The organism is Tolypothrix sp. PCC 7601 (assembly GCF_025677855.1).
In the GTDB taxonomy this organism is placed as follows: Bacteria; Cyanobacteriota; Cyanobacteriia; order Cyanobacteriales; family Nostocaceae; genus Aulosira; species Aulosira diplosiphon.
This window is the reverse complement of the sequence record NZ_CP064879.1, coordinates 6,002,970-6,028,636: the sequence shown is the minus strand read 5'-3', so window position 1 is coordinate 6,028,636 and position 25,667 is coordinate 6,002,970. Positions and strand designations below refer to the sequence as shown.

General features: G+C 40.3%; 17 protein-coding genes and 1 pseudogene. 7 read left to right on the top strand and 11 right to left on the bottom strand.

Features of this window, described 5'->3' with window-relative positions; translation table 11 throughout:
• Window positions 1-19: 19 nt before the first annotated feature.
• From HG267_RS24715 to HG267_RS24705, 3 genes and pseudogenes are all read right to left on the bottom strand, one after another.
• A pseudogene (locus tag HG267_RS24715) lies at window positions 20-646 on the bottom strand (cation transporting ATPase C-terminal domain-containing protein); the annotation flags it as partial.
• Window positions 619-936, bottom strand: a complete 318-nt coding sequence (locus tag HG267_RS24710; protein ID WP_045868433.1) for a cation-transporting P-type ATPase — start codon at window positions 934-936, stop codon at window positions 619-621. The pseudogene HG267_RS24715 and the gene HG267_RS24710, both read right to left, overlap by 28 nt.
• Before the next feature lie 144 nt (window positions 937-1,080).
• A complete protein-coding gene (locus HG267_RS24705) occupies window positions 1,081-1,281 on the bottom strand; it encodes a hypothetical protein (RefSeq protein WP_155539011.1) in 201 nt (66 codons plus the stop codon).
• Between the two features lie 41 nt (window positions 1,282-1,322).
• On the opposite strand from HG267_RS24705, the gene HG267_RS24700 reads away from it, so the two are divergent.
• A complete protein-coding gene (locus HG267_RS24700; protein ID WP_045868431.1) occupies window positions 1,323-2,441 on the top strand; it encodes an ATP-binding protein in 1,119 nt (372 codons plus the stop codon).
• Window positions 2,442-2,648: 207 nt separating this feature from the next.
• Window positions 2,649-5,249 (top strand): MASE1 domain-containing protein, encoded by a 2,601-nt coding sequence (locus HG267_RS24695; protein ID WP_263419972.1) that lies wholly within the window; start codon window positions 2,649-2,651, stop codon window positions 5,247-5,249.
• A 158-nt stretch (window positions 5,250-5,407) separates the two neighbouring features.
• Here the strand turns inward: HG267_RS24695 and HG267_RS24690 are convergent, their stop codons facing one another.
• Window positions 5,408-7,711 (bottom strand): hypothetical protein, encoded by a 2,304-nt coding sequence (locus HG267_RS24690; RefSeq protein ID WP_045868428.1) that lies wholly within the window; start codon window positions 7,709-7,711, stop codon window positions 5,408-5,410.
• An 84-nt stretch (window positions 7,712-7,795) separates the two neighbouring features.
• Here HG267_RS24690 and HG267_RS24685 point away from each other — a divergent pair, with 84 nt between their 5' ends.
• Together HG267_RS24685 and HG267_RS24680 are read left to right on the top strand one after the other, a co-directional pair.
• A complete protein-coding gene (locus tag HG267_RS24685; RefSeq protein ID WP_045868427.1) occupies window positions 7,796-8,809 on the top strand; it encodes a zinc-dependent alcohol dehydrogenase family protein in 1,014 nt (337 codons plus the stop codon).
• A gap of 583 nt (window positions 8,810-9,392) precedes the next feature.
• The gene (locus HG267_RS24680; protein ID WP_263419971.1) at window positions 9,393-9,626 is read left to right on the top strand and encodes a hypothetical protein; all 234 of its coding nucleotides are present in this window, start codon (window positions 9,393-9,395) and stop codon (window positions 9,624-9,626) included.
• A 27-nt stretch (window positions 9,627-9,653) separates the two neighbouring features.
• Here HG267_RS24680 and HG267_RS24675 read toward each other — a convergent pair whose 3' ends face one another.
• From HG267_RS24675 to HG267_RS24660, 4 genes are all read right to left on the bottom strand, one after another.
• On the bottom strand, window positions 9,654-10,832 hold the full coding sequence (locus tag HG267_RS24675; RefSeq protein WP_045868425.1) for an ARPP-2 domain-containing protein: 1,179 nt from the start codon (window positions 10,830-10,832) through the stop codon (window positions 9,654-9,656).
• A gap of 4 nt (window positions 10,833-10,836) precedes the next feature.
• On the bottom strand, window positions 10,837-11,217 hold the full coding sequence (locus tag HG267_RS24670; protein WP_155539009.1) for a hypothetical protein: 381 nt from the start codon (window positions 11,215-11,217) through the stop codon (window positions 10,837-10,839).
• 45 nt (window positions 11,218-11,262) lie between these two features.
• Window positions 11,263-12,690: a hypothetical protein gene (locus tag HG267_RS24665; RefSeq protein WP_096621879.1), complete on the bottom strand. Its 1,428-nt coding sequence runs from the start codon at window positions 12,688-12,690 to the stop codon at window positions 11,263-11,265.
• Between the two features lie 383 nt (window positions 12,691-13,073).
• A complete protein-coding gene (locus HG267_RS24660) occupies window positions 13,074-13,478 on the bottom strand; it encodes an alr0857 family protein (protein WP_045868422.1) in 405 nt (134 codons plus the stop codon).
• Between the two features lie 397 nt (window positions 13,479-13,875).
• On the opposite strand from HG267_RS24660, the gene HG267_RS24655 reads away from it, so the two are divergent.
• Entirely contained in the window at window positions 13,876-16,890 is a 3,015-nt protein-coding gene (locus tag HG267_RS24655; RefSeq protein ID WP_045868421.1) for a HEAT repeat domain-containing protein, read from the top strand.
• 1,958 nt (window positions 16,891-18,848) lie between these two features.
• Here HG267_RS24655 and HG267_RS24650 read toward each other — a convergent pair.
• Both HG267_RS24650 and HG267_RS24645 read right to left on the bottom strand, forming a co-directional pair.
• Window positions 18,849-19,607, bottom strand: a complete 759-nt coding sequence (locus tag HG267_RS24650) for a circadian clock KaiB family protein (RefSeq protein ID WP_045868920.1) — start codon at window positions 19,605-19,607, stop codon at window positions 18,849-18,851.
• A 96-nt stretch (window positions 19,608-19,703) separates the two neighbouring features.
• On the bottom strand, window positions 19,704-21,047 hold the full coding sequence (locus HG267_RS24645) for a type IV pilus twitching motility protein PilT (RefSeq protein WP_045868420.1): 1,344 nt from the start codon (window positions 21,045-21,047) through the stop codon (window positions 19,704-19,706).
• A gap of 718 nt (window positions 21,048-21,765) precedes the next feature.
• Here HG267_RS24645 and HG267_RS24640 point away from each other — a divergent pair.
• Both HG267_RS24640 and wecB read left to right on the top strand, forming a co-directional pair.
• The gene (locus HG267_RS24640) at window positions 21,766-22,137 is read left to right on the top strand and encodes a hypothetical protein (protein ID WP_045868419.1); all 372 of its coding nucleotides are present in this window, start codon (window positions 21,766-21,768) and stop codon (window positions 22,135-22,137) included.
• A 308-nt stretch (window positions 22,138-22,445) separates the two neighbouring features.
• The gene (gene wecB, locus HG267_RS24635; RefSeq protein WP_045868418.1) at window positions 22,446-23,561 is read left to right on the top strand and encodes a non-hydrolyzing UDP-N-acetylglucosamine 2-epimerase; all 1,116 of its coding nucleotides are present in this window, start codon (window positions 22,446-22,448) and stop codon (window positions 23,559-23,561) included.
• A gap of 90 nt (window positions 23,562-23,651) precedes the next feature.
• Here the strand turns inward: wecB and HG267_RS24630 are convergent, their stop codons facing one another.
• A complete protein-coding gene (locus tag HG267_RS24630; RefSeq protein ID WP_045868417.1) occupies window positions 23,652-24,824 on the bottom strand; it encodes a response regulator in 1,173 nt (390 codons plus the stop codon).
• Window positions 24,825-25,667: the final 843 nt, after the last annotated feature.

The following is a 25,667-nucleotide window of genomic DNA, read 5'->3' as shown; positions in this document are numbered from 1 at the left end:
GGCAATGCCCACCCTACTATTAATTGGGCGGATCGAAACGATTTACAACTGCTGCCCAAAGAATCATCGGTGAACCGACACCTAAACAGAATAACCACTGCTGCCAACTTAAGGGCGCTGTTTCAAATACATAATTAATGAATGGCACATGGGCAAAGATAATCTGCAAAATAATTGCCCCTAAAATCCCGAAGGCAATGGCAGGAATATCAACATTCTCTTGAATGGTGCCGTCCATTTTAGCAATCAAATTGGGGATTAATTGGCTAATGCTCAATAGGTAAAATATCCGCCCAGCAATCAAAGATTTAATTGCCATTGTGCGCGCTAAATTTAAATCGCCTGTGGTTTGGCGGATATATTCAAATACACCAAATATCACAATCCAGTTAAACAAAGAAATTACCAAAATTCGCTTTAACCGACTAGCCGATAATAATGGTTTGTTGGGGTGGCGCGGTGCTTGTTGCATGACGTTTTGCGCTTTGGGTTCAAAGGCTAGGGTTACTGTCATGGTGATGGAATTGAGCATATTTAGCCAGAGAACTTGTAAGGATAAAATTGGTAAGTCTCTCGCTAATAATGTACTAATCAAAATTGTCATTGATTCCCCAGCATTCACAGGCAAAATAAAGCAAATCGCCTTACCCCAGCGTTGACAAAACTACCAGTTACCGCCTTCACCAAACCCGCACACAACAAAATAATTAGTAAGGGTTGGTTAAATTGCAGCAAAAATTTTAACCACCAAGGTTTACCAGGCTTCGCCGCCAGTTCATTTGCACCGACTTCATTCAACAACCGTTGCGCTGTAGCCTTACTCAACCCATATTCAGCATCACTTTGCAAACGCGCGATCGCATCCGAAATATCCAAGCCATGCCAAACAGTCAGCTGCTTATCTTCTGGTGCGATGGTAGATACAGCTGGAGCCATAACTATTTCCTTTTTTAAAGTGTCATAGATTTTATAGCACGAAAATTTAGTTTTAAATGTATGTAAACACTAGAGAAATTTGATAATAATCATAGTTAGCTTCAATTTATTGTTTGTCATTTGTCATTTGTCATTGGTCATTGGTCATTTGTCATTTGGTAATGAGTAATGAGTAATGGCTATTCTCCCCTGCTCCCTCATCTCCCTCATCTCCCTCATCTCCCTCATCTCCCTCATCTCCCTCATCTCCCTCATCTCCCTCATCTCCCTCATCTCCCTCATCTCCCTCATCTCCCTCATCTCCCTCATCTCCCTAATCCCCAGTCCCCAATCCCCAGTCCCCAATCCCCAATCCCTACGCTTGCCCACTACCAACACAACTTAGTATGCTGGGCGTTACAGGTGGGAACTTAGAAGGCGGGTACATTTTGGATTTGTCTACTCCTTTGCAATTAATTGGACGTTCGGCGGAATTTCAGCAAATAGTAGAAGTGCTGGCGCGGGATGGTGATTTGCTAATTACAGGCGTACCAGGGAGTGGAAGACGTACCTTGGTACGAGGTGCAGCGCAAGAAGTGGGTGCGATCGTGCTGGAAATAGATTGTATCCGCGCTATCGATGGGCAGCGATTTATACAATTGTTAGCTGAAGCAATTAGCCAAAATTGGCAACCTGAAAAAATCCAAGACTGGGTTGCTCAAAATGCTCATGAGTTTTTTGTTGGTAATGCTGAAGGTAAACTCAAATTGTTGCCTTCTCTCAACCCAAAGCAGCTATGGCAAGCATTTGAAATTTTACTAGCATTACCACAAATCATTGCTGTGGATTTGCGGCAACGGGTAGTGCTAATTTTGCACAGTTTTCCTCATATCCGTTCTTGGGATAGAAATAATTTATGGGAAACAACATTTAGAGGAGAAATTAAGGCGCAATCTGAAGTCAGTTATGTTCTCATTGCTACTATTGCTGAGACAAGCCAGCAAACAGATGAGGCTGATTACCCTATAGAAACTGTACAGTTACCTCCCTTAGCTAAAGATGTTTTGGCAGTGTGGGCGAGGGAAATTTTACATACTCAAGGACTAAAATTTGATTCGCGTTCTCAAGCATTACAACTTTTCCTCGATGCAGTCCAGGGGCATATAGGCGATGCAATGGCATTAATTCGCCGCCTACAAACTTTGTGCAGTTCTGACGGATTAATTACTGAAGAAGAAGTACAGCAAGCTATTGAAGCATTGCTCAAAGATTTATCGATTATTTTTGAATCTTTACTGATGCTACTGCCAGCAAATCAGGTACACTTGCTGGAATGTTTAGCTTTAGATCCCACAGAAAAACCGCAAAGTAAAGAATATATACAAAAACATGGACTTTCAAGAGGTGGTAGCCTTCAAGGTGCTTTAACTGGTCTACAGCACAAGGGTTTGATCTACAATGCAGAACAGGGTTATAGGCTGGCTTTACCGTTACTGGCTTTATGGTTACAGCGACGGTTGAGATAAGAGGTAAAAAATTCAAGATAAAAGGGGAAAGGAAAATTCCTACTGTTCGCTATGGGGTTTTAAACAAGCACCATAGATTTAAATTTTTCTTTCTTTTATATATATTTTATAGATATAAAACTTCTTATCTAAAGATTCTAGATTATCCCGCTTTTTTCATAAAAATCACGAAATTTGTGGCTTAAGCCTATGTATAGAAGGCTTGTAATGACATTTGTAGGGTTATTAGCCTTAGTGTTGGCTCATAAAATGGCCCTCATCTACCAAATTCAGCCAGGGATATCCTTATGGTTTCCGCCATCAGGTGTGGCGATCGCGCTCACTTTTTGGTTCGGCCCCTATGGTATCTTGCTCACAGGGGTGGCATCTTTATTGATGTCAAGATTTTGGGGCTTGCATGGTTGGGAACAGCTAATTAGTTTGGTTGATGTCATCGAACCTTTGGTTGCTTGGTTACTCTATCGTCGTTTTAACCAAGGTTCGCTGAAATTTAATAGTCTCAAAGATGCAGCAATTTTTACATTTACTGTACCAATAGCCGCCTCTGCTATCTTAGCTGTGGTGGGTAATTTCGCTTGGGTAGCTGTAGGAAAACTGTCGGTGGCTACCCTAGCTCAAAATATTCCTCATTGGTGGTTGGGTAATGCTATAGGAATCATGGCTATTACACCTACTGCTTTATTAGTGCTAACTCCATACCTGCAATCTTGGGGATGGCTAACCCATGCTGAACCCTCAGATCCGATGTTGAATGCGCTTCACTCCCAGCAATCCCGGCGCTACATCCTCGAAATTGGCATCATTATTTTATTGTGTGTGGCGATCGCCATTCTCACTGTTACTCAAACTCACCAAACCAGCTTTAAGTTCCAACAACTCTCATTTTTAAGCTTTGTTCCTGTTTTATGGGCAGCAAGTCGCTTTGGTGTTACCAGTGGAATGGTAATCTCTACTTTCTGTGTACTGGTAACTTTATTTTGCTATCTCATTGTCTACCCGAATGCTATATTGATGGCCCAGTTTCCGGTACCACCAGAAGTTTTACATGTTCACAAACTGAGTTTATTCGTGCAGTGTGCTGTTAGCTTATTGGTAGGAACTGCAATTACAGAAAGGGCAAAAAGTCAAATAGCGTTAGCTGTGGAAAGAGTCAGACTAGGTGAATATCAAGCCCGTGCAGCGCTTACAGAAAAACTCCTTCAACTAAATGATTCACTGGTAGAAACTAATGTGCGGCTGGAAGAATCGAATCGAGATAAAGATGCATTACTCAAGCGTGAACATTCTCTGCGTCAACGTTTAGCTAATATTCTCGAAAGCATGACTGATGCATTTATTGCTGTCAATCATGATTGGCAAATTACTTATGTTAATCAACAAGCAGTCAAAATTACTGGTTTAGGCTCAGAGAAACTCTTGGGTAAAAATTTTTGGCGACAATGGCCTGGCGCTCAAAATACAACATTTGAATGGGAATATCGTCGAGCTTTAAATGAGGGCATACCTGTACATTTTGAGGCTTTTTGCGAAGCTGATCAGAAGTGGTTTGAAGCCCATGCTTACCCATCAGAAGATGGTTTGGGCATCTTTTTTAGAAATATCACCAGGCGCAAACAAGCAGAAGTAGAACGCGAACATTTACTTACAAGAGAACAAACCGCACGCGCTGACGCGGAAAAAGCAAACAGGCTCAAAGATGAATTTTTAGCTGTACTTTCTCACGAATTACGTACTCCCCTCAACCCGATTTTAGGTTGGGCAACATTAATTAAAATGTACAAATATCAGGGAGAAAAGCTGCTACAAGGGCTAGAAATTATTGAGCGCAATGCTAAGTTACAAATTCAATTAATTGAAGACTTGTTAGATGTTTCCCGGATTCAACAAGGGAAAATGGTGTTAAATATCCAGACAGTAAATTTAGTTAATACTATTACATCGGCTTTGGAGACAATGCATTTAGCATTAGAAGCTAAAAATATTCAAGTTAAAACATTTTTTCAGCAAAACATAGGGCTAGTGGCTGGTGATGGCGCACGTCTACAGCAAATTGTCTGGAACCTCCTTTCTAATGCCGTAAAATTTACACCATCAGGAGGAGAAATAGAAGTAAGGCTGGAACAAATCAATACAAATGCTGTAATTCAAGTTAAAGATAATGGTAAAGGCATTAGCCGAGAGTTTTTACCCCATGTATTTGAATATTTCCGCCAAGGTGATGGCACAATTACCAGAGAATTTGGGGGCTTGGGTTTGGGATTAGCGATTGTGAAAAATCTCACAGAACTGCATGGTGGAATGGTTGATGTAGAGAGCTTTGGAGAAGGCAAAGGGGCAACATTTACTATTAATTTACCATTAATGCCTGAGCAACCAAAAATAGCTAAGAAATGCGAAAAATCACATAATTATAGTAATTTATCAGGGCTACGCATTTTAGTAGTAGATGATGACAAAGATACAGGTGAATTTCTCACAATTATGCTGGCAAATTTGGGAGCATCAGTTACAGCAGTAAATTCAGCCGGAGAAGCTTTAGAAGTAATTGCCCAATCACCACCCGATTTACTTTTAAGTGATATTGGAATGCCAGGAATAGATGGCTATATGCTAATACGTTTAATTCGCGCTATGCCACCAGAAAAAGGAGGAAAAATCCCTGCGATCGCACTGACTGCTTTTGCTGGAGAAATGAACCAAAAACAAGCACTGGCTGCTGGGTTTCAAATGCACTTAGCTAAACCAGTGGAATTAGGTAAATTATTATCAGCAATCACGGAACTTTTAGAGTTAGGAGTGAGGAGTTAGGGACTGGGGACTGGGGACTGGGGACTGGGGACTGGGGATTGGGGATGAGGGAGATGAGGAAGATGAGGAAGCAGAGGAGAAATTTTCAATTCCCATTACCAAATGACAAATGACAAATGACAAATGACAAATGACAAATGACAAATGACAAACCCCAATTACCTTTTATACTCAGCCAGTTTTTTAATCAACTTATCACGAGTCGTTTTATCTTCCAGCACTTGAGCAATTTTTAAAGCTTGTTGATAGTATCCAATTAAAGCTTTGAGCAGAGCTATTTTTTCTAAAGAACTACCTCTATCTTGCTCATCTTCAATAATGGTACTGGGTGAACCATCTGGGAGCGAGCCGAATTCTAAAACACGAGATTCGGGGCCAGGAATTGTTTTAGCTGCTGCAAAGGCGAAGTCAAGTATTTCGGAGGCTAAACGAATTTTTTGGGCGTGGATGTAGGTTTCTGCGATGTTGATTAAGCCTGTAGTTTTAATTTCTGGAGTTTTGATTTGTTGGTAAATTTTATTAACCACATCAATTTGTTCATAGCCAGTTTCAACCAGCGATAAAGCCAAGCCATTTAATTTATTATCTTGTGTTTCTGTGGGATGAGCTTGCATAACTTGCAAAGCCGCAAGATATTGTTTGGCTGTCATCAACAATTCTTCTATTTTCAGCAAGTTAGACTCTCGTACAACTACATCTTTTTCGGTTTTAGCTAACTGTATTGCTTCGGCTAACAGCGCATCTGCTAGCTGTTGATTGTTAATGTGCAAATATTCTCGCGCAATGATAGCTAAAGCCAAAACCTGCGATTGTGGTGTTAATTTTCTCGCAGCTGCGATCGCCTGTGTAAATAGTTGCTCGCTTGACTCAGTTTTACCGTTAGCAGTGGCAATTAATACTAAAGTTTCAATCTGATAGGGTAAGCTCCCAGAATTATTGATTTGTGGGACTAAAGCCAGGGCATTTTCTATTTGTTGATTTTGGGCATAGATTAAGGCTATTTTCTGCAATAACTGATTGCGTTGCTCAATATTGCTTGGTTCTAAACTCTGAGCAAACTTTAATGTGATTTCTATTTCTCCGGCTTGAATTGCTGCATTACCAATTTGTAAAATCCAACTTGCCTTATTTAAAAAATTGGGATGGTTCGCATTTAGAATTATGTCAAAAGCCAGCTGATATTGTTGTGTTTCTAGGGCATTGGATAAGATGCTGGGCACGCTTCCCATTGGCTCGACAGCTTCTACAGTTTGAATTAAGGGAATAATCTGAGGCATAATTTCCTCAGCAATTTCTCTCTTGCCAAATTTTAGGTATTCAATAGCGATGATGCCTAAAGTTAGTGCTAATACTTCTGAATTTTGTAGCTGTGAAACTGCTAAATAAGCTGCATCCAACTGCCCAGCTTTGGCATAGGATTGAATAAAAATGCCTTTAGCTTCTTCTTCTGCAGCAGTAAAGGCTGTCACTGCTGTAGCAAATACCTGATTTGCTAATTCTTGTTCTCCTTCATCAACATATATCAGGGCAATTTCTCGCAGCCTCGCGCTTTTCATCTCTGATATTTCTAGCTTTTGGGCTAGTTTTAGCGCTGCTGCTAATTGATTTGTTTTGATGAAATACCGCACTACCTCAGAAATTACATGAGAGCGATAGTAAAGGTAAGAGATTGATGCCGCAATTTCTAAGGCGATATCAATTTTACCTAGTTTAATATAGGTAAGAGCAATAGCCTCTAGGGGAATACTTTGAGCCGTTGGATCTTCAGACTCAATTTGCCGAGCAATTTGCAGCGTATTTGATAAAATTTCTTCTGCTTGCGTAGTTTGTTTGAAAGCTAGATATGCTTGCGCTATGGGTAATAGTGCCTTAGCTTGAAATTCTGCGCCTGGAATTAGCTGGCTAGTTTTTAATGCTGTTGTCAACAATTCCAAAGCTAGTTTTTGTTCGCCAATTCTTTGGCTATAATTAGCAATCTTGGTGAAAATTACGGTTTTTTCAAAATTGTAACCCTGGTTTACGCTCTGCATGAGCCGCACCACTAACATCAATAACTTTATTGCTTGTTGTTTCTGGTGGGGTTTCACTCTGTTAATTAATCTTCCTAACAACCAATCTTGAATATCGTAAGTATTGATAATTCTATTGAGTAAGGATAAAGTAAACTCCGGATTAGCCAATTTCTGGGTAGTTTGTAAAATTTGGTGAAGTTCTGAAATTACTTCTTCAGTCTGCTCTCCAGTAATATCTTCTTCTATCAAATATTCCAGAGCACTAATTCGTGCTTCTAAGTTTTGCTGTTGCTGTTCGCGACGCTGTTTCATTTGAGCTAATATTTGGGATGCAAAGGGAAGGCTGACAGCGCTTAATAATAGTGCAAATGAAAATTTAGGAAGCGCCAATTTAGGATAGGAAATATTCATAGTGAGAATTTTCTTATTACCTTTTACTAAATCAGTCATATTGATATACAGGTATTTTTGCAGTAGTTACGCAAAATTTTCTCAGTTTGAATTTTTTTATAATTTTTTTCTAGGAGGAATTTTATGAAAGCTTACGTACTTCAAAGTAATGCGGGGATTGATGCACTGAAGTTAACCGATCGCCCCGAACCCCAACCAGGTGCGGGACAAGTTCTAATTAAAATCAAAGCCACAGCCTTAAATTACCGTGACTTGCTAGTCGCTGAAGGCGCTTATGGTGCGGGGGTGAAATATCCTCTGGTTCCCATGTCTGACGGTGCGGGAGAAGTGGTAGCCATTGGCGAAGGAGTAACCAGAGTCAAAGTAGGCGATCGCGTCGCGGGTATCTTCTTCCAAGACTGGATTTCTGGCGCTTTAACTAGAGAAAAAATGAAATCTGACTTAGGCGGTGGTATCGATGGAATGTTGTCTGAATATGTGGTTCTACACCAAGATGGCTTAGTAATATTACCTAATCATATATCTTATGCTCAAGGTGCAACTTTACCCTGTGCCGCAGTTACAGCTTGGCACGCCCTAGTTACTAAAGGCAATATTACGGAAGGCAATACTGTATTATTACTAGGTACAGGTGGAGTATCGATTTTTGCGCTGCAGTTTGCCAAAATATTTGGTGCGAAAGTTATCCTCAGTTCCAGCAGCGATCATAAGTTAGCACAGGCTTTAGTTTTAGGCGCAGATCAAACCATCAACTATAAAACAACGCCAGATTGGGAAAAGCAAGTCTATGCAATCACCGATCGCATAGGTGTAGATCATGTAGTAGAAGTAGGTGGTGCAGGTACATTACCTAAATCTTTACAAGCTGTTAGGGTTGGGGGACGTGTCAGCTTAATTGGCGTACTCTCAGGGAGAGGAAATGAGATTGACCCTATGCCCATACTTTTCAAGAGCATAACACTGCAAGGTATTTATGTTGGTAGTCGCAAAATGTTTGAGGCGATGAATCAGGTAATACAAGATTCGCAATTACAGCCAGTGATTGATCGAATTTTTCCTTTTACCCAAGCTAAGGAAGCTTACCGTTATGTTAAAAGTGCTTCACACTTTGGCAAAGTTGTCATTGAGCTTGATTAACCAAGTCTTCGCCAAGGCAATTTAAAATACATGATTGAGTACACAAAGCTTGTACTCAGTTATTTAATATCACTATAAGTAAAGTATTGATTATTGATAAAGATACAAAATTTTTGTGTCCTTAGTACTTGCTCTAAGTTCTCAAATCTGGGAAGCTTATACCAATTTGAAAAAAGAATACGACAGATGATAGGGGCACGCCGTGCCCTCTAGAATATATTGATGCGTCGCGAACATTTTTTGATTTGGTATCACTGATTAAAGAAGCCAGAAGAATTGGGGGATTCTCCCCCAAACCCCCGATTGGGTGACGGTTGCGTCCCCCAAACCCCCTCCAAAATTATTGTTCGGTTTTTTGTTGAGTAATACCAATTGGAAAAAAGAATGCAACAGATTGTAGGGGCACGGCGTGCCGCGCCCTCTGGAATATATTAATGTGTCGCAAACATTATTTGAATTGGTATTATCTATAGTAATAGGGGTATGCAACACTTTTTAGTAAATGACATTAGAAAAAAGTTCTTAATTTTTCTATTACTTATCGGTTGATTTTCTCTAGGCAATAGAATTGAGGAGATAGCTAATGTTAATCACAAATAAACCTCTGATGCAGCCGGAAAATCAGCTACTTGGGGCTTTACCACCCGATATATATGAACGCCTTGCTTCTGTGCGTGAGGGACTGGGGATTGGGGACTGGGGATTGGGGACTGGGGAAGGGGTAAAGGAGAAAGGGGGAAGGGGGGAAGGGGGAAGGGAAACAGGAAGCAGGGGGGAAATTGCTGATTCCAATTACCCATTACCAAATGACAAATGACAAATGACAAATGACAAATGACAACCCTCATTTCTTCCGCTTTTTCCTAGCTGCGTCTCGCACTTGTTGATTGAGTAAGTAACCAAAGCCGGCGGTTTCTAGGCGGGTGACAAATTCCTCGCGGGTGTTACCTAAGGCTGTGGCGGTTGCATCTATGTTCCAGTTGTAGAAGTGTAACTGGCTGAGTAAATAGACACGGCGGGTTTGGGCGGCGGAAAGACGGTAAGTTTTGAGATATTCTAGTTCGCCATCTTCACGAATAATGGCTTCGCCAATATGGTTTTCTTCCTTGGGAAGCAGACTAGTGATAAAGCGTTGCAGTACAAACGGCCCCATTGTATACACTCGCTGGGAATTTAGGGGACGTTGCAGCAAGCCTTCCGCCATGAAGCCTTGGAAAGTAGCCCAATCTGATCGCATTTGCGCGATCGCATTTCTTAAATCTGCCAAGTTGTGAATTTTAGTATCATCCACAGACAAATCCATCGGAAATGGCTTGTCAAACATCATGCTGTATTCATAAATTAACTCGCCGTAGAAGTCTTCTAGTAAACTGGTGTGCAAAGCTCGGTAATCCTCTGGGGTAGGAACGACAAAAGCCGATGCTAAAGTCTCAGCCACAAATACCAACACCCCAACCTGACGCGGATGAATCTCAAATACCCGCAAAGCATCTTCTAATCCCGCAATATAACGTCCACTAAAGGACATTTCATAGCGTGAACCCAGCCCATGAGACAGAGCATACTTAGAATACTCGCTCCAAGCAATATCCGGCCCTGAAAAGAACAGCGACAGAAAACCTTCCATAGCCAAATGCAGAGGTAACAATCGCAGTTGATTCTTAGCTTCCCGCTTCGCCATGCGATGCATTAACCGCACACTTGCACAACCACAGTTTAAACGCTTCCCATCCGGCTTGAACATCTGTCCACCAAAAGCGGCGATGGGGCTACCGTCATCACTCCAAGAAAGCACCAAGCCGTGAGGTATATAGGAGTAATATTGCATCCCTGGTTCTGTGATTCTACCTTCTAAAGAAACCACCGCTATGTCTTCGTGATAATCACGCCGCACTAAACGAAAGTCTCCGCGCACCTGACGACGCAATAAAGGGACAATCCGCACTGCACCGCGTATTTGGGATGGTGCAATTTCCAATCCTTTTAAGGATATATCTGTTAATAATTTCTGTTTGGTAGCCATAAGATTAAAGGGAAAGGGGAAGGGGGAAGGGGTAATGGGGAAAGGGGAAGAGGGAATGGGGAAAACTGGTGTGATGGTATAGGGTAAAGTACTTGAGATGATGGGTGGTGCGTTGCGCTACGCGACAACACACCCTACTCTCCTCTTCTTTGCGCCTTTGCGCCTTTGCGTGAGACAAAAAAGCCGCAATCTTCAGCCTCAAAGGTGCAACATTTAAGCTCAAAGCCGCAACTTCCAGCCTCAAAGGTGCAACGTTCAAGCTCAAAGCCGCAAATTCCGACATCAAACCCGCAACCTTCAGCCTCAAAGGTGCAACGTTCAAGCTAAAAACCGCAAATTCCGACATCAAAACCGCAACTCCCACCTTCAAAACTGCAACCTTCATGAAAACAGAGGGAAACTCCATCCCCCATGCCCAATGCCCAATTCCCTATGCCCATTTCAACATTTGTTGCACTCGTTCAGCCAAATATGCTTCTAATTCTGACAAAGGTGCAGAACCATCAGCGAAGCGTGCAAATCCCAGCATGGTTGGTAAATCTTCTGCATCGCGCAATCCCACTGTCGGGATGCTGGCGCTGAGATTTCGCAAGGAGAAATCCTCAGAATTAAACACCGGATTGCAATGAATAATGGAAGTTCTTCTTTTTGGATCTAACTTAGCTCTAAATATCCGCAACACTTCCGCCGCACCTTTGGGGGGATAGTTTTCGCAACCATCAGAGACAATCACAACTAAGTCTGCACCAGAACCCAAGGCGGCTAATAGTGGTGTAGCTAAGTCAGTTTGTCCATGTGGGCGGACTTGCAAAGCATCTTCTACGGGTATCGTCCAAAAAGCCCGATATTCCTGTGATGCGGCTTGCAATAAATAGTGAGTAGCAACAGCTACACCCAAAGGACGGCGACGCTTTTCGCTAGAACCTGAGCTAGAGTAGCTACAATCTAAAACTGCTGCCACTTTTCCCAGCTTCAATGGTGCTTTTTTTAGCACTGAACGAGCCGATCGCTCTAAGGCTGGGTGAAAAATCTCCCTTTGCTCTGTTCTGGTTTCCAATGGCAAAGATAAGATATACAACGCCAACTTAGTTAAGGGTAATTTTCCCAAATCTAAGTCAATTTCCACCTTTTCAGTCCGTTCCGCCGCACCTTGGAAACGCAACTTTTCACCCACAGTCATTTGCTGTTGAATTCTGGTTAAAAATACATCGCGTTTAACTTTGTGCTTTGCAGCTAATCCCTCAGCCACAGTGAAAGGTAAGTCATAAATCGCCTGTTCGCTAAAATGTGCTTGCCGAAACTTCTCGAATAATTCAGTTTCGTACACCTTTTGTTTCCAATTACGGAACAGAAAAGTACCCAATTCACCCTGAAGTTTCAAATGTGCGTGAGATGCGATCGCTCTTACCTTGGGACGATACTTCACAGCATGGAAACTTAAATCGCGTCGCTGTTGTAAATAATCCCGTGCGATCGCGCGACTCCGACGGTTGTTAATTCGTCGTTGACGCAACTGCTGCAACACCCCCCAAGCCCGTTGCGGCGGTAAAGCATTGAGCGCATGAGCAATTAACGCACCCTCCTCTTCCTTATGTTGTGGTAACGTATCCTTTCCCGTCGCCAGCAATTTTAAAATAATCTGCGCCTGATTAAAATGATTAATCCCCGCCGCCAAAGAACGAGCATAAAGTAAGCGATAATTTCCCAAAATATAATCATGTAAAAAGTCAATTGATACTCTTTGACCATAAGCATCATCATAAAATTCCCGCTGTCCCGTACAAGCCAGACAAGCATTAATAAACATCACCAAATCTTCCCGCGCCACCTGCTCAACGCGGTTATTATTAGTAACCATATAAATTGAGTAATGAGTAATGAGTAATGAGTAATGAGTAGGAAATTTACTTATTACTCATTACTTTTTTCAATTGCTTGCTGTACCTTATAAAAATCTAATCTGCTGTATTATGGTGCTGTTCGGGGAAAGATTAGCATGACTAGGTCAATCAACTTAACAGGTTGGAACGGAAGTCATACTCAAGTCCCGCGAACAGCAAGACTGAAAAATTAGATAATTCTATTTAAATATTTTTGAATTTTGAATTTTGAATTTTGAATTGTTTAGGTTGCTGTCCGGGGAAAGGCGGCGCGACTGGCTAGGACGAATTCAAAGTTCGGGTTCGGAAGTCGCACCAAAGTCCCGCGAACAGCAAGACTGAAAAACTGAGGTGTTAACTGTTAACTGTTGACTGTTAACTGTGAACTGTCAACAGTTAACAATGGCATAAATTGTTTAGTTTGCGCTAGTTGTTCAAGTAATAATTCTGCGGATTTTTCCAGTGAAGTTACAAAAATACCTACTTCACTCTCTTGATTTGATGCTATCCAAGTACCTTTGAGAACAACTTCCACAGCATCAGCATCACAAGGACAAATTTCTAAAATATTTGCTTGATTTAATTTCTCTAACTCTTCCAGATTAGATAAATCACAAGGAAGTAAAAATGCTGCTTGACTCGATTCAATGTAAATATTATTTGCAGAATGCAAAGATAGTGTAACTCTTTGATTTACCCAATTTTCTAATGAGGTTTCCAGATGTTCTAAGCTAAAGCTGTTTTCGGTGTAGGTAAGTTTTAACATATTGGCTGAGTGATATTTAAATTTTTAGGTGCTTCATCTATGTCTTAAGAATATGCGAGGGAATTTCCCCCAAGCCAATATAGCCTTAAAAGCTGGAAATGCTTATAGAACAAGGCTGAGTCTGCTAGGGGAAGTTGAAAAGCTAGGGGAATCCCCGAACTTTGTCGCGTATCTGGGGATTGGGGACAAATCAATTCAAAATTCAAAATTCAAAATTCAAAATTAAAGAATTTTAGGGATTGGGGACTGGGGATTGGGTAGGGAATTTACTTTTATTTTCCCCTTTCCCCCTTTACCGTTTCCCCCTTCCCCTTTCCCCTTACTAACTAAATACCCAGCGCGGAAGTTGTTAAACTTGGATAATTCCCGAACGTTGTCCAGTTCTACAACTACAGCGATGGCAAGAGCGAGTTATGGCCCAGAAGCAAAAAAGCGATCGCGCCGCTTGTTAGAGGTATTATTAGCTTATGCTAATGATGCCCTAGACTGTAGTGATGAAGCTGGTTTGGATGCTCTGCGTCCCCAAATCCAAACTCGTTGGCTATCTGAGAATCGCCTAGTTGTCAGAACGAAAGTAAGATTTTTACAAACATTAACAAGTTTGGCAGCAGGTGAAGGACAATTAAACGCCGAACAAATTAAAGAAGCCTTAAAACGGTTTACAGATTTCTTAGAAATTCTCGAAGATAATCGCCCATCTCGTAGCGGTTCAGAAACTTGGCACTTTACTCTCAATTTATGGTGCGATCGCCAAGACATAACAGCCAATTTACAAAAATTTGATATCCACTGGGAAAGTCGCCGCCCGGAGAAGTCGAAGCAAGTAACAAGGGAAGAAGAAAAAGGAGAAAGCCCTTCCCCTCTGCGCCCTGCTCCCTGCTCCCCTGCTTTTTCTCCTGACTGGAAGCAACTTTGTCGTGATGCTTTAACGGCGCAAAATCACCAACGGTTGACTACCAATCCTCTCACAAGTGCTGATGGTGTGAGTTTTGAATTAAATCAGGTTTATGTTCCCCTAGGTTTAGTGGAACGCAAACAACGTCTGCGTCAAGGTGGCGATGTCACGCCGCAAGATGGTTCGCGGTTATATGAACCTGAAGATTCGGAAATGACTCAGACTTTTAACCCTGATGAATTTATTCAACAATTATTAGGGGTGCAAGATAACCAGCGCATCGCCATTTTAGGAGAACCAGGGGCGGGAAAAACTACATTGTTGCAAAAAATTGCCGCATGGATTGTAGATAATACTAAAGATTTACCTGTCTGGGTTTCTTTAGCAGATTTGCAAGGAAAAACTTTAGAACAATACTTAATTCAAGATTGGCTACCTACTGCGTTTCGCAAATTACGTGTCTCGGAGGAAGTTGAAGAAGCATTCTGCGAACAGTTTAACCAAGGGCGAGTTTGGTTACTCTTAGATGCAGTGGATGAAATGGCTTTGGACTCTAGCCAAGCTTTAACGAAAATTGCGAGTTTTTTGACAGGTTGGGTTGCAGATGCCAAGATAATTTTGACTTGTCGGCTGAATGTTTGGGATGGGGGTAAAAATGCACTGCAAGCTTTTAAAGTCTATCGCAACTTAAATTTTAGCTATGGCACAGAATTTTCCTTCGGTTCCAAATCTGCATCAAACCAAGTCGGAGAATTTATTCAGCATTGGTTTCAAGATAATCCCGCTTGTGGTGAGAGTTTACAAGCAGAGTTAAATCAACCAGAACGGCGACGGCTTAAGGATGCGGTAAAAAATCCTCTGAGGTTAGCTTTATTATGTCGTACCTGGGGATTAGCCCAGGGAAGATTAGCAACTACCAAAGCGATGTTGTACGAACAGTTTGTAGAGTCAATCTACGAATGGAAACAGGATCGTTTTCCCACAACTTCCACCCAGCGACAGCAGTTAAATCGGGCGTTAGGAGAATTAGCATTATTAGCTATTTCCCAAGAAAAAACTAAGTTTCGCCTCAGACATCGCTTCGTTTCACAGGTTCTCGGCGCGTCTGATGATGGCTTATTTCAATTAGCATTACAGTTAGGTTGGCTCAATCAAGTAGGTATCTCCGAAACTCAGGGCGAAAAAGTTTATGCTTTTTACCATCCCACCTTTCAAGAATATTTTGCCGCCCAAGCCGTTACAGATTGGCATTTTTTCCTAAATCACACATTAAATCTCAACAATTCCCCCACCCTACAGGAAGCCGCTATCGCGTCTACATCCCCCAGCTACCGCATATTTGCACCCCAGTGGCGCGAAGTCATTTTGCTATGGCTGGGTAGAGATGACATTCCGCAAACACACAAGGAAGAATTTATCCAAGCATTAATTGAGTTCAATGATAACTGCGGTGGCTACTATGGTTATCAAGCTTATTTTGTCGCCGCCCAAGGAATTGCTGAATTTGCAGATTGTCAAAAAGCTGATGAAATTGTGCAGCAGTTGGTAACGTGGCGTTTTGGTTATGGCGACTTCCAAGACGAAAAGCCGTGGAGGTACCCAGCCCCAATTGTAGAATGTGCGCGGGTGGCTTTATTAAAAACCGATCGCCCAAAAGCGATCGCAGCTTTAGAAAACTACATCTCCTCCAGCCAAAACGACTTTGTAATCTGGAATGCGGCTTACAGCTTGGGTAAAATTTTCGATCCAGGTAACAAAATTGCGATCGCTAAATTAGAAGCACTCGTCAAAACTATGCGTTATGATACAGTGCGCTGGCAAGTAGCCTATAGTTTAGCCAGAGTTGATGCTGGTAATCAAATTGCGATCGCCGCTTTAGTAGAAATTATCGCCACTAGCAAAAATGAATCTACTCGTCGTAAAGCTGCCTATAGTTTAGGTAAAATTGATTCTCAAAATTCCATTGCCATTTCTACACTTAAAGAAATCGCTGCATCTGCAATTGATTCCTCTCAAAGCCGGCAAGCTTTAGAAAATTTAGCTATGCTTCAAGGTGATGAGTTACCTAAATCCGTTACAGTTTCTCCAACTTCAACATTTCATCAGCATAGAAGAAACAAGAGAAAACAAAAATCAGCCACATCAAATTATTTCTCTATCAACTCCAAAATTTCTGAATTAATTCGCGGTATCGCCGCCTCTGAAGATGAAGATACTCAAAGAAGACGGGCTTATAAATTAGCGCAACTCAATCCAGGTAATCCAATTGCGTTTACCACTCTATTACAATTGATGGAATCAACAGCAAGTATATCACTGCATAAACGTGCAGCCGACAACTTAAAAGAAATAGTTCTCAATGAACAGTTACCACAAATAATAGCAGCTTTAAAAAATTCTAACTGCTATCAAGTTTTAGATGATGAATGGGAAAGATATCGTAACTCTTTTAAACTTCTGTGGCACTGTGCAGAAAATATGGATTATTTAGAATTTTATCGAATCTGGCATCTTTAACATTAACTAATTAGCTAAATTATATTCATTTCCTATATTGCAAATGATCTACAAAACTTCCAAAACTTAATACTAATTTGAATAAAAATCCAACAAATTGTAGGGGCACGGCAGTGCCTTGCCCTCTAGAATATTATTGATGTATTGCAAACATTATTTAATTTGGTATAATTTATCCTTATTAAATCCCCTAAATAAATTTATGGGGGTTATCTTTTTAATTTTTACTTCTACAGCTTCCCCAGCCTCAAAAACGATAGGATATTTATATAATTAGAAGTCTCCAATTCTTGTAGGCTGGATATCTTTGCCGATGTTTTAGCAGTGCAGACTTCACAAAAAATACAATCAAAACTCTAAACCAATTTTAAAAATATGTGACAGATGTGTAGCCAGCACAAGCCCTTACCAATAATTTATCTATGGTAAAAATTATTTAAATTAATATAATAAGTTAAATTTTTGTCAATTCAAAGCCGAAGTATAAAGTACTAATAAAGCTGGAAAGCAATCCTGCTCATAGCATCTCCATCACAGGAGAAAAATACTATCAATTACCGCATTCATCAGGCGAAAATTTCAAATAGCCAGAAGTCAGCAATTGACAGATTTCCAGGCATTTATCTATGGTAAAACCCCCTAAAACAAATACGAAAATTTCTCTTTTATAGCTCATAGTACAGCACGGCGTAAATCAACAGAGCATACCTACTGGTTCGCCGTTACTGCGTTCCATTATCTTGTTGAGCCAACATTTATGGAGCTTTTACCCACTCTCACTTCATCATTTTTTGGTTAATTATACTTAGGTAATACAATATAATTACTTACAAACTAACCATATTGATGACACAGTGTTGTCATAGCATTGTCAACGGCAAGTGCTATCTTGAATGAAGATAGATTTTTAGACTCATTCTACGGGCAGGTTATCCTGCCTTTTTTTTAAGGATGAAACATAAGATTCTTGCGAATAAAAATAATCAATCACTTTGGCAAGCCAGGGGACTAGAGGAAGCAGCCCCAATACTGCTAGGTTAAGGATTTTCAACTCAGAATTTGGTTGGGTAAAAGGTTAAAGGGTAAGGGTTGAAGGTGTTTTCTTGCCCCTTTTCCCCTTCCCCTTTTGCCCTTAACCGACAAGTATTGGAAGCAGCCCCAATGAAAAAAATTCACTACCATCCATGAAAGTCGAGGCTGGGATTTGTGCTCAGAACTCAGCACTTTCAAGCTAGAGGCGGAAGAATGCAATTACGAACTGCGCTGTGAAAAATAGAAAAGCTTGCTGAGTTATGTTTTTATCTATTTAAACGTATCTCAGCATCTGATGATAGTTTAACTGCGCGCGGGCTGATTTACTAACATTAACTTATGTAAATACTAGGCGATCGCACATACATCTTTTTCTAGATATATGCCTAAATAGTTAAATAAAACTTAGGATTAATAAATATAAAACATCCTACTCAAGATTAAATGAGTAGGATTGGAAGCAAAATATTTCTTTAAACCCAAGTCTTATTTTACACTTATATTTTGCAAACTAGCAGAGGGGTATTACCCCTCAATTTATTTGCAATGAACATCATCATTTTTCATCCTTAAGATAGATTGACGACCACAGAAAATTCATATTTAAAAACAAATAATACAGTGAACAACACCTTTTATTAGTGCAATAAGTACATATCAGCGGATAGTTATTTATAATTCAGATTTCCAGATAATATCCAAGAGGGAATTTATTGCCTGAGTCAACATGACTCACATAATTGATCCTTAATTTAGGATTTAAAAAAGCTTAAGTTGTTTGGTGTTGAGTGTTGGGGGTTTGTTGTTTGCTATTTATGAGATGCCATAGGGGATAGGGAACATGGCATTATTTTGAATTCTGAATTTTAAATTTTGGATGATTTTTCTCCCTTATCTTCCTCATCCCCAATTCCCAGTCTCCTCACTTACAATTTCTCTTGCGCGCCTAACATTTGTAAGATTTTTTCTGCTTGATCTAAATCACCAACAAGGCGGCGAATGGGATGGGGCCAAACTTTTACTAAAGTGGGAGTAGCGCTAACCTGATCGATTTCAGCTTGTTCGGGATTAGTTAACACATCAACTACTTTTAAAGTGTAAGGTTGTCCCAGCGATCGCTCTAGTAGTTCATGTAAATTATGTAGAATGCGTTCCGTATTTGCACTATGTCCAGCTACAAACAGCCGCAAGACATAGGCTTGGGTTTTTAGTTGGAAACTCTGTGTTTTTGTGACAACTTGATGGTATTTCTGTGTTGATTCCGCATCTAAACGCACAATTAAATCATGGTCTTCCCAAAGCTGCGGAAATGAGGAACGATAAGTAGTTAATACCATGCGATCGCACAAACCATCGACCCAGGGAGCAGCTTGCCATGCTAAATCCCCTGTGCCAAAAATCGCGTTGAGCACAGCTTGATGTCGCAAAACTGCTGGATAAGCTTCAGCAAAGGTTCGTACTTGTTTGGTGCGCGGATCTAGCCAGTGATCAACTGTTGCTGTATAGCAAGGGACTAAAAAATGTGGGGGTTCTGATAGATCCAGAATTTCCTGCAAAGCAGCACACAGCTGTAAATGCCATCTCCCTTGTTTACTAGGGTCGATGCAGTAAATTAAATCGCCTCCAGGTGTAAACAGGGCAATACCTTTAAACAGATGGGTTTTAGTCAGTTTATCTGTATTCAAGTCAGTTTTGGGAACTACATAAATCCACAACAAAAAGTAAAAAGTAAAAAATTTTGTTTTTTACCTTTTACTTTTTACTTTACTTATTTACTGTAACTAAACTCTTCCTCGGAGGAATTGAGCCATTTCATTCGGAGTTGGTGACATCTCTAAGGCTGTTTCCTCAGTAATGCGTCCATCTTGGTAGAGGTTATACAACGATTGATTCATGGTGATCATGCCATCAAAGCTGGCTTGCTTCATGAGTTCAGTAATTTCGTCATATTTCCCGTCTTTAATCCATTCTTTAATGGCCTCAGTATTAATCAGGACATCGTGGAACGCTGCCCGCTTACCATCTGTCGTCCGGCATAGCCCTTGGGCAATTACTGCTACTAAAGACTCGGAAATTGCCACCCGCATAGCATCTTGTTCTTCCCCAGAGTAGAGGTTAAGTATCCGTTCAATGGTTTTTACAGCGCTATTAGTGTGCAAAGTTCCCATTACTAAGTGACCTGTCTGAGCAGCTTTTAGCGCGGTGTTGACTGTTTCTTTATCCCGCATTTCCCCCACCAGAATTAAATCTGGATCTTCCCGCAAGGCTGCTTTTAAGGCGTTATCAAACTTGCGGGTGTGCATTCCCACTTCTCGTTGTTTAATCAACGATTTTTGGCTTTTATGGACAAATTCAATCGGGTCTTCGATGGTAATGATATGCTTAGGCATCTCTTTATTGATGTAGTCAATCATTGCTGCCATCGTTGTGGACTTACCAGAACCCGTAGGCCCGGTTACCAGAATTAAACCTTTGTGAGCATGACAAATTTCCCGAAAAATAGGCGGTAATCTTAACTGCTCCATTGTTAAGATTTTTAACGGAATTAACCGCAGTACCATTGCATAGCCTTTGAGCGAGCCAAAGATATTAATCCGTACCCGGGCAAATTCGTACTGAGTTGCACCGTCAAATTCTAAATGTTCTTCAAAGCGTTGAATTTCAGCTTCAGTTAAAACTTCCCGCATCCAACTGAAAAAAGTGTCTTTATCTGTTTCTGGATGATTTGTTTTCTCAATTTCGCCCCGGTTGCGAAAACGCGGAGTTTCACCTACACCCAAGTGAATGTCAGAAAATCCTTTTTCGTAAGCTTCTTCAATTAGCTTCTGTAATGTCAGAGTCGGAGTAGTGCTTTTGGGACTCGGCACAGTAGGCATTGGTGGTGGTGTGCCAGGACGATGGGCCGCTGCTGGAGGTGCAGCTGGTGGCGGTGGCGCAGAGGGTGGTGGTGGTGCAACTGGTGGTGGCGCAGCAGGAACCCCAGGATAGTTTGACATATCCAATGTTTGTGTCGCCTGGCGTTGGGTACTCAGCGTTGGTGGCGGTGGTGCTGGCATTGGCGGCGGCATTGGCGGCACATTACGTGGAGCGGGATTAGAAGTAGATGGACGCTGTAGGTCGGTCATAAATCTTTACAATGAAGCAAAAAATTAAATTAGCGGAAAACTTACTGATGGATAGTCTCGAGGTGCTTGTAGTACAGGGTGCTCGGTGTTTATTTGCTTGATATTTGAAAACCGTTGTCAGTTCTTTTTTTACAACTGACATGAGTATGTTTTTTTACTAGCTTTATGGCATTTATTAGTTATGTAAAATTTATTAACTAGATATCAACTTGTTTAACATACTCAAACCCTTGGAAAGCATCAGTGATATTCCGGCTAATAACAAGTTTTTATTAAGACATATTACTTAAGAGAAAATACTTTATCCTCTCTAAATGAGAAATTTATTTCCAGCCTGGACAAAACTAGTTATCAATTAACAGCAAAAACACTAGCAGATAATTTCTTCAGCGCTATCTGAGAATTATGAGAAGACATAGGCATTTTTATAAGAAATGTTAAGCAGGAGTGATGTTGATCATTTAAAAGCCATTAGTGAAGTGCCTGCTTAAGTTCTTATATTCCTTTTGATAGATGTTGATAGTAGGCTTTCTACCTATATATGACTTACGCTTTACATTCATATTTACAAAAAATTAACTGTAAACTTTAGTAACTAAATGCTCATCTTAGCAGTAGGTTTTTATATACTGAACTTCTAATTGAACAGTTCAGTGTTCTCGCGAAAGTGAGATAAAGCTGAAGTAAAAATCTTGCTGTGTATTTGGGAGGAAAAGTCATGGTTTCGGCAGATAGCTCTAATCTAGGTAAGACCTACTCCTTGTTAATGATCAAAAGTTTTTTGATCTGGACTTTCACGTTGGCAGTATGTTTGTTGGTTGTCGGGTTCCCATTAGTTGTTTTGATGGCTACGGTCGGGTGTCTGTTGTCGATTGTGTTGCAATCTGTGATGCCTGTAAGTGCAGTTTTATTAGTAGCAGGCGGTTTGATTTTGTTTAATGTCATGGCAGTTGTTTTAGCTGCTGGGGTGTTAACTGCTAAAGGTGTACATCCAAAACAAATCAAATGGCTGAACTGGCTGCATGGAGAAGCAGAACAATTACATACTTCCGTCTACGCATCTTGTCCATTAACTTGCGAAATCAAATAATTGCTAACTTCGACAAACAGTACATCTGCCCGGTTCAGCCGGGTTTTTTCATGTTTATTTAGTATTTGGTGTTTGGTTTTTGGTGTTTTTATTTGTTATTTGGTGTTAGTAATTTATGAATAAATATGAAGTAGGGTGTGTTATGCCAAAGGCTAACGCACCTTAAATTTTGCTGTTACCCTACTTGATAGCGATAACATACTCTACAATTTAATTTTCTTAATAGTCGTTTTTCATGATTACCTTTGACCCTTAACCCTTAACCCTTAACCCTTGACCCTTAACCCTTGACCCTTGACCAATAACTAATGACTAATCAAAAACGAGTTTATATAATCTTAGGTACTCGTCCAGAAGCAATTAAACTAGCTCCTGTAATTCAAGTATTTCAAAGGTCACAAGATTTTGAGTCACAAATAATTTTGACTGGACAGCATCGTGAAATGGTGGAGCAAGTAATGCAGCTGTTCAGCCTCAAAGCCGATGGAAACTTAGAGATTATGCAGCCTCAGCAATCTTTAAGTGATATTACCTGTCGTAGTTTGCGCGGTTTGGAAACGTTATTTAAAGAAAGTAAGCCAGACTTAGTCATAGTACAGGGAGATACGACAACAGCTTTTGCTGCAGCTTTGGCGGCTTTTTATCAAAAAATTCCTGTAGGCCATGTAGAAGCAGGATTAAGAACTGATGACATCTTTAATCCTTACCCAGAAGAAGCGAACCGTCGCCTAATTTCGCAAATTACGCAATTGCATTTTGCACCCACGCCACTAGCTATGGAGAACTTACAGCGTTCTGGTGTGTTGGGTGAAATTCACTTAACCGGTAATACAGTAATTGATGCGCTGTTAAATGTGGCTGCAATTGAGCCAGCTTGCAATATTCCCGGTTTAGACTGGTCATCATATCGCACATTGCTGGCTACAGTTCATCGCCGGGAGAATTGGGGAGAACCACTACAAGGAATTGCTCAGGGGTTTTTACAGATATTAGATAAATTTCCTGATACGGCCCTGCTGTTACCATTACACCGCAATCCTACAGTCAGGGAACCATTACAGGCGCTTTTAGGGAATCATCCCCGGATATTTTTAACAGAACCTTTAGATTATAAAGAATTAGTCGGCGCGATCGCGCGATCGCATTTCTTGCTGACTGATTCTGGGGGTTTGCAAGAAGAAGCACCCAGCCTCGGTAAGCCTGTACTAGTTCTGCGAGAAACTACAGAAAGACCGGAAGCAGTGACGGCGGGTACAGCTAAACTTGTAGGAACTGAAACTGAGAATATTGTGGCAGCTGCGGCGGAATTACTCAGCAACCCCAAAGCCTACGACACAATGGCAAACGCTATCAATCCTTTTGGAGATGGTAAAGCAAGCGATCGCATTTTACAAATCGTCAAAAATTACTTTCAATTTCATTGAAATTTGAAAATGCGACATCGGGCAAGAGTTATTTCTTGCCCCTTTAGCCTGATATTTCTGCATCCCCTGCTCCCCCTGCTCACTATTTTGTTAGTTGCAAGTTCCTTGGGCATGAGGTAAATATTCACGCACTTTCTCCAAGACTTTATCAACTTCTATAGGTTTAGTCAGAAAATCTGTAGCACCAAAAACCTTAGAGCGAACTTTATCAAACAGACCATCACTGCCCGTTAAAATAATCACTGGTGTGTTTGACAACACAGAAGTTCGGCGTAACTGGGCGCAGAGTTCATATCCATTCACACCAGGCATAATCAAATCTAAAAAGATTAAGTCTGGCTTATTTTGAATAAGAATGGGTAGAGCTTGCAAAGGCTGTTGAATATTAATAAACCTAAAGTTATTTGGTATGAGAATTCCTTCGAGCAATTGACTAACTTGAGGACTATCATCTACACAAGCTACTAATGGAGTGGTTAGCTTTTTTAATGGTGTAAAGTTATAGCTATTTTTGAGTTCTGTAGTTGGTAAAGTCAAGTCAGGTACTACGATGAGTTCCATAATTCCTTGACGAATATAAGGAAGTAGGGAACGAATGATTGATAATAAACTCTGATTCATTTTGACGGCTAAATCCCATAAGGTGTATTTGCCGTTCATTAAATTTGCAAAGTTTTTGTAGACAGTTGGGCTTACCATCTGTCGAAGTTCTTCTGGTTTACGGATAATTGGTGCTAAGTGAGGAGAGAAAGTTGCTAACCCAGGTTTTGACCAAATATTCCAAGATTCTTGTACTTGTTGAATAACTATATTGGAATTTGTGAAATCAGTGGGTGCTTTTAAAATTATTTCTTGATGGCGCTCATAAGATAAAGGATGACGATTGAGATTTTGAGCTACATCAAATATAACTTCTGATATTGTTCCCCTCACAATGCTGTTAATTTGTGGGAGAGTAGCTTGATATTTTGTATATAGAATTTCTAGTAGACGATAATCCCAATAATCGCTGACAGTATCTTCAACATCTAAGAGTAACTTGTTAATAGCAATCTGCGGACAATTCTGGGTGATGTATCTATATAAACGACGACGAGGATGATTTCCTCCAGTTGCCCACACTATCTGTCCTAGATGATAATAGAAATTCCATTGCTCGTTATGATGGTTTTTAACATTTAGCTGGCCACTGTACTGAATTTTGATGGAGTTTTGAAATTCATACAATAATTTATCTAATCTTGTTTGTTCGAGAGATAGCATAAGTTTAATCAGGAATTCGGCAAATAAATATCGTGTGATTCAATCAATTTGAGAGTGACCAATTTCTTGTAATAAAGCACTGGACTCTATACAATTATTACCAAACAAAAACCATAGAAAAATCAGTAAACTTACCCTATATTGCTAATTTTTTCTCTATGATTAAAGCTGAGAGATTCAAAATTGCTTTAGGGAAAATCATATCAGTTAAAACTGATTTTCTTTGGGATATAGCAATCCATGCAGTAGTTGCGATATTACGTTTTAAGTGAGGGAATAAACAGAATAAATTACCTATGGAATAAGAATGCTATAGCTAATTAATGCCACACTGCGCGGATATTATTAATAATAATATTAAAATATGTAAACTAAATAGATAACCGTAATAATACGGTTATAAAAATTAAGATTTTTAAGCTAAAACCATGATTTTTCAGTGAATGATGGCAATCGATTTCGTAAATTCCGAATCAAAAATAATCAATTGCTTTAGCAAACAGGGAAAGCAGAAATTTTATAGCTATATTCGATGTGGGTATTGAGTAATTTGATCAATAATTTTTTGGATGAAGTCAAGCTTAACACTCGGTTAAGTAAGCTACTGAGAATCAACTGAAATATTTTTTACTTCAAAACGGTTATATTTTCATATCCCTTTTATTCAATCCCTTGATATCTCCTTTAGCCTTGAAGTTGATGCACATTTAAATTCCACATTTTCTTGTTTGGGCCGTCAAGGGTCAAGATTCAAGGTTAAAATTGGATCTTTGACCTTTGACTCTGGACAATCCTGATAAGTAATTATGCAACTTAAGTAGGTAGACACGAATAAACCTAACT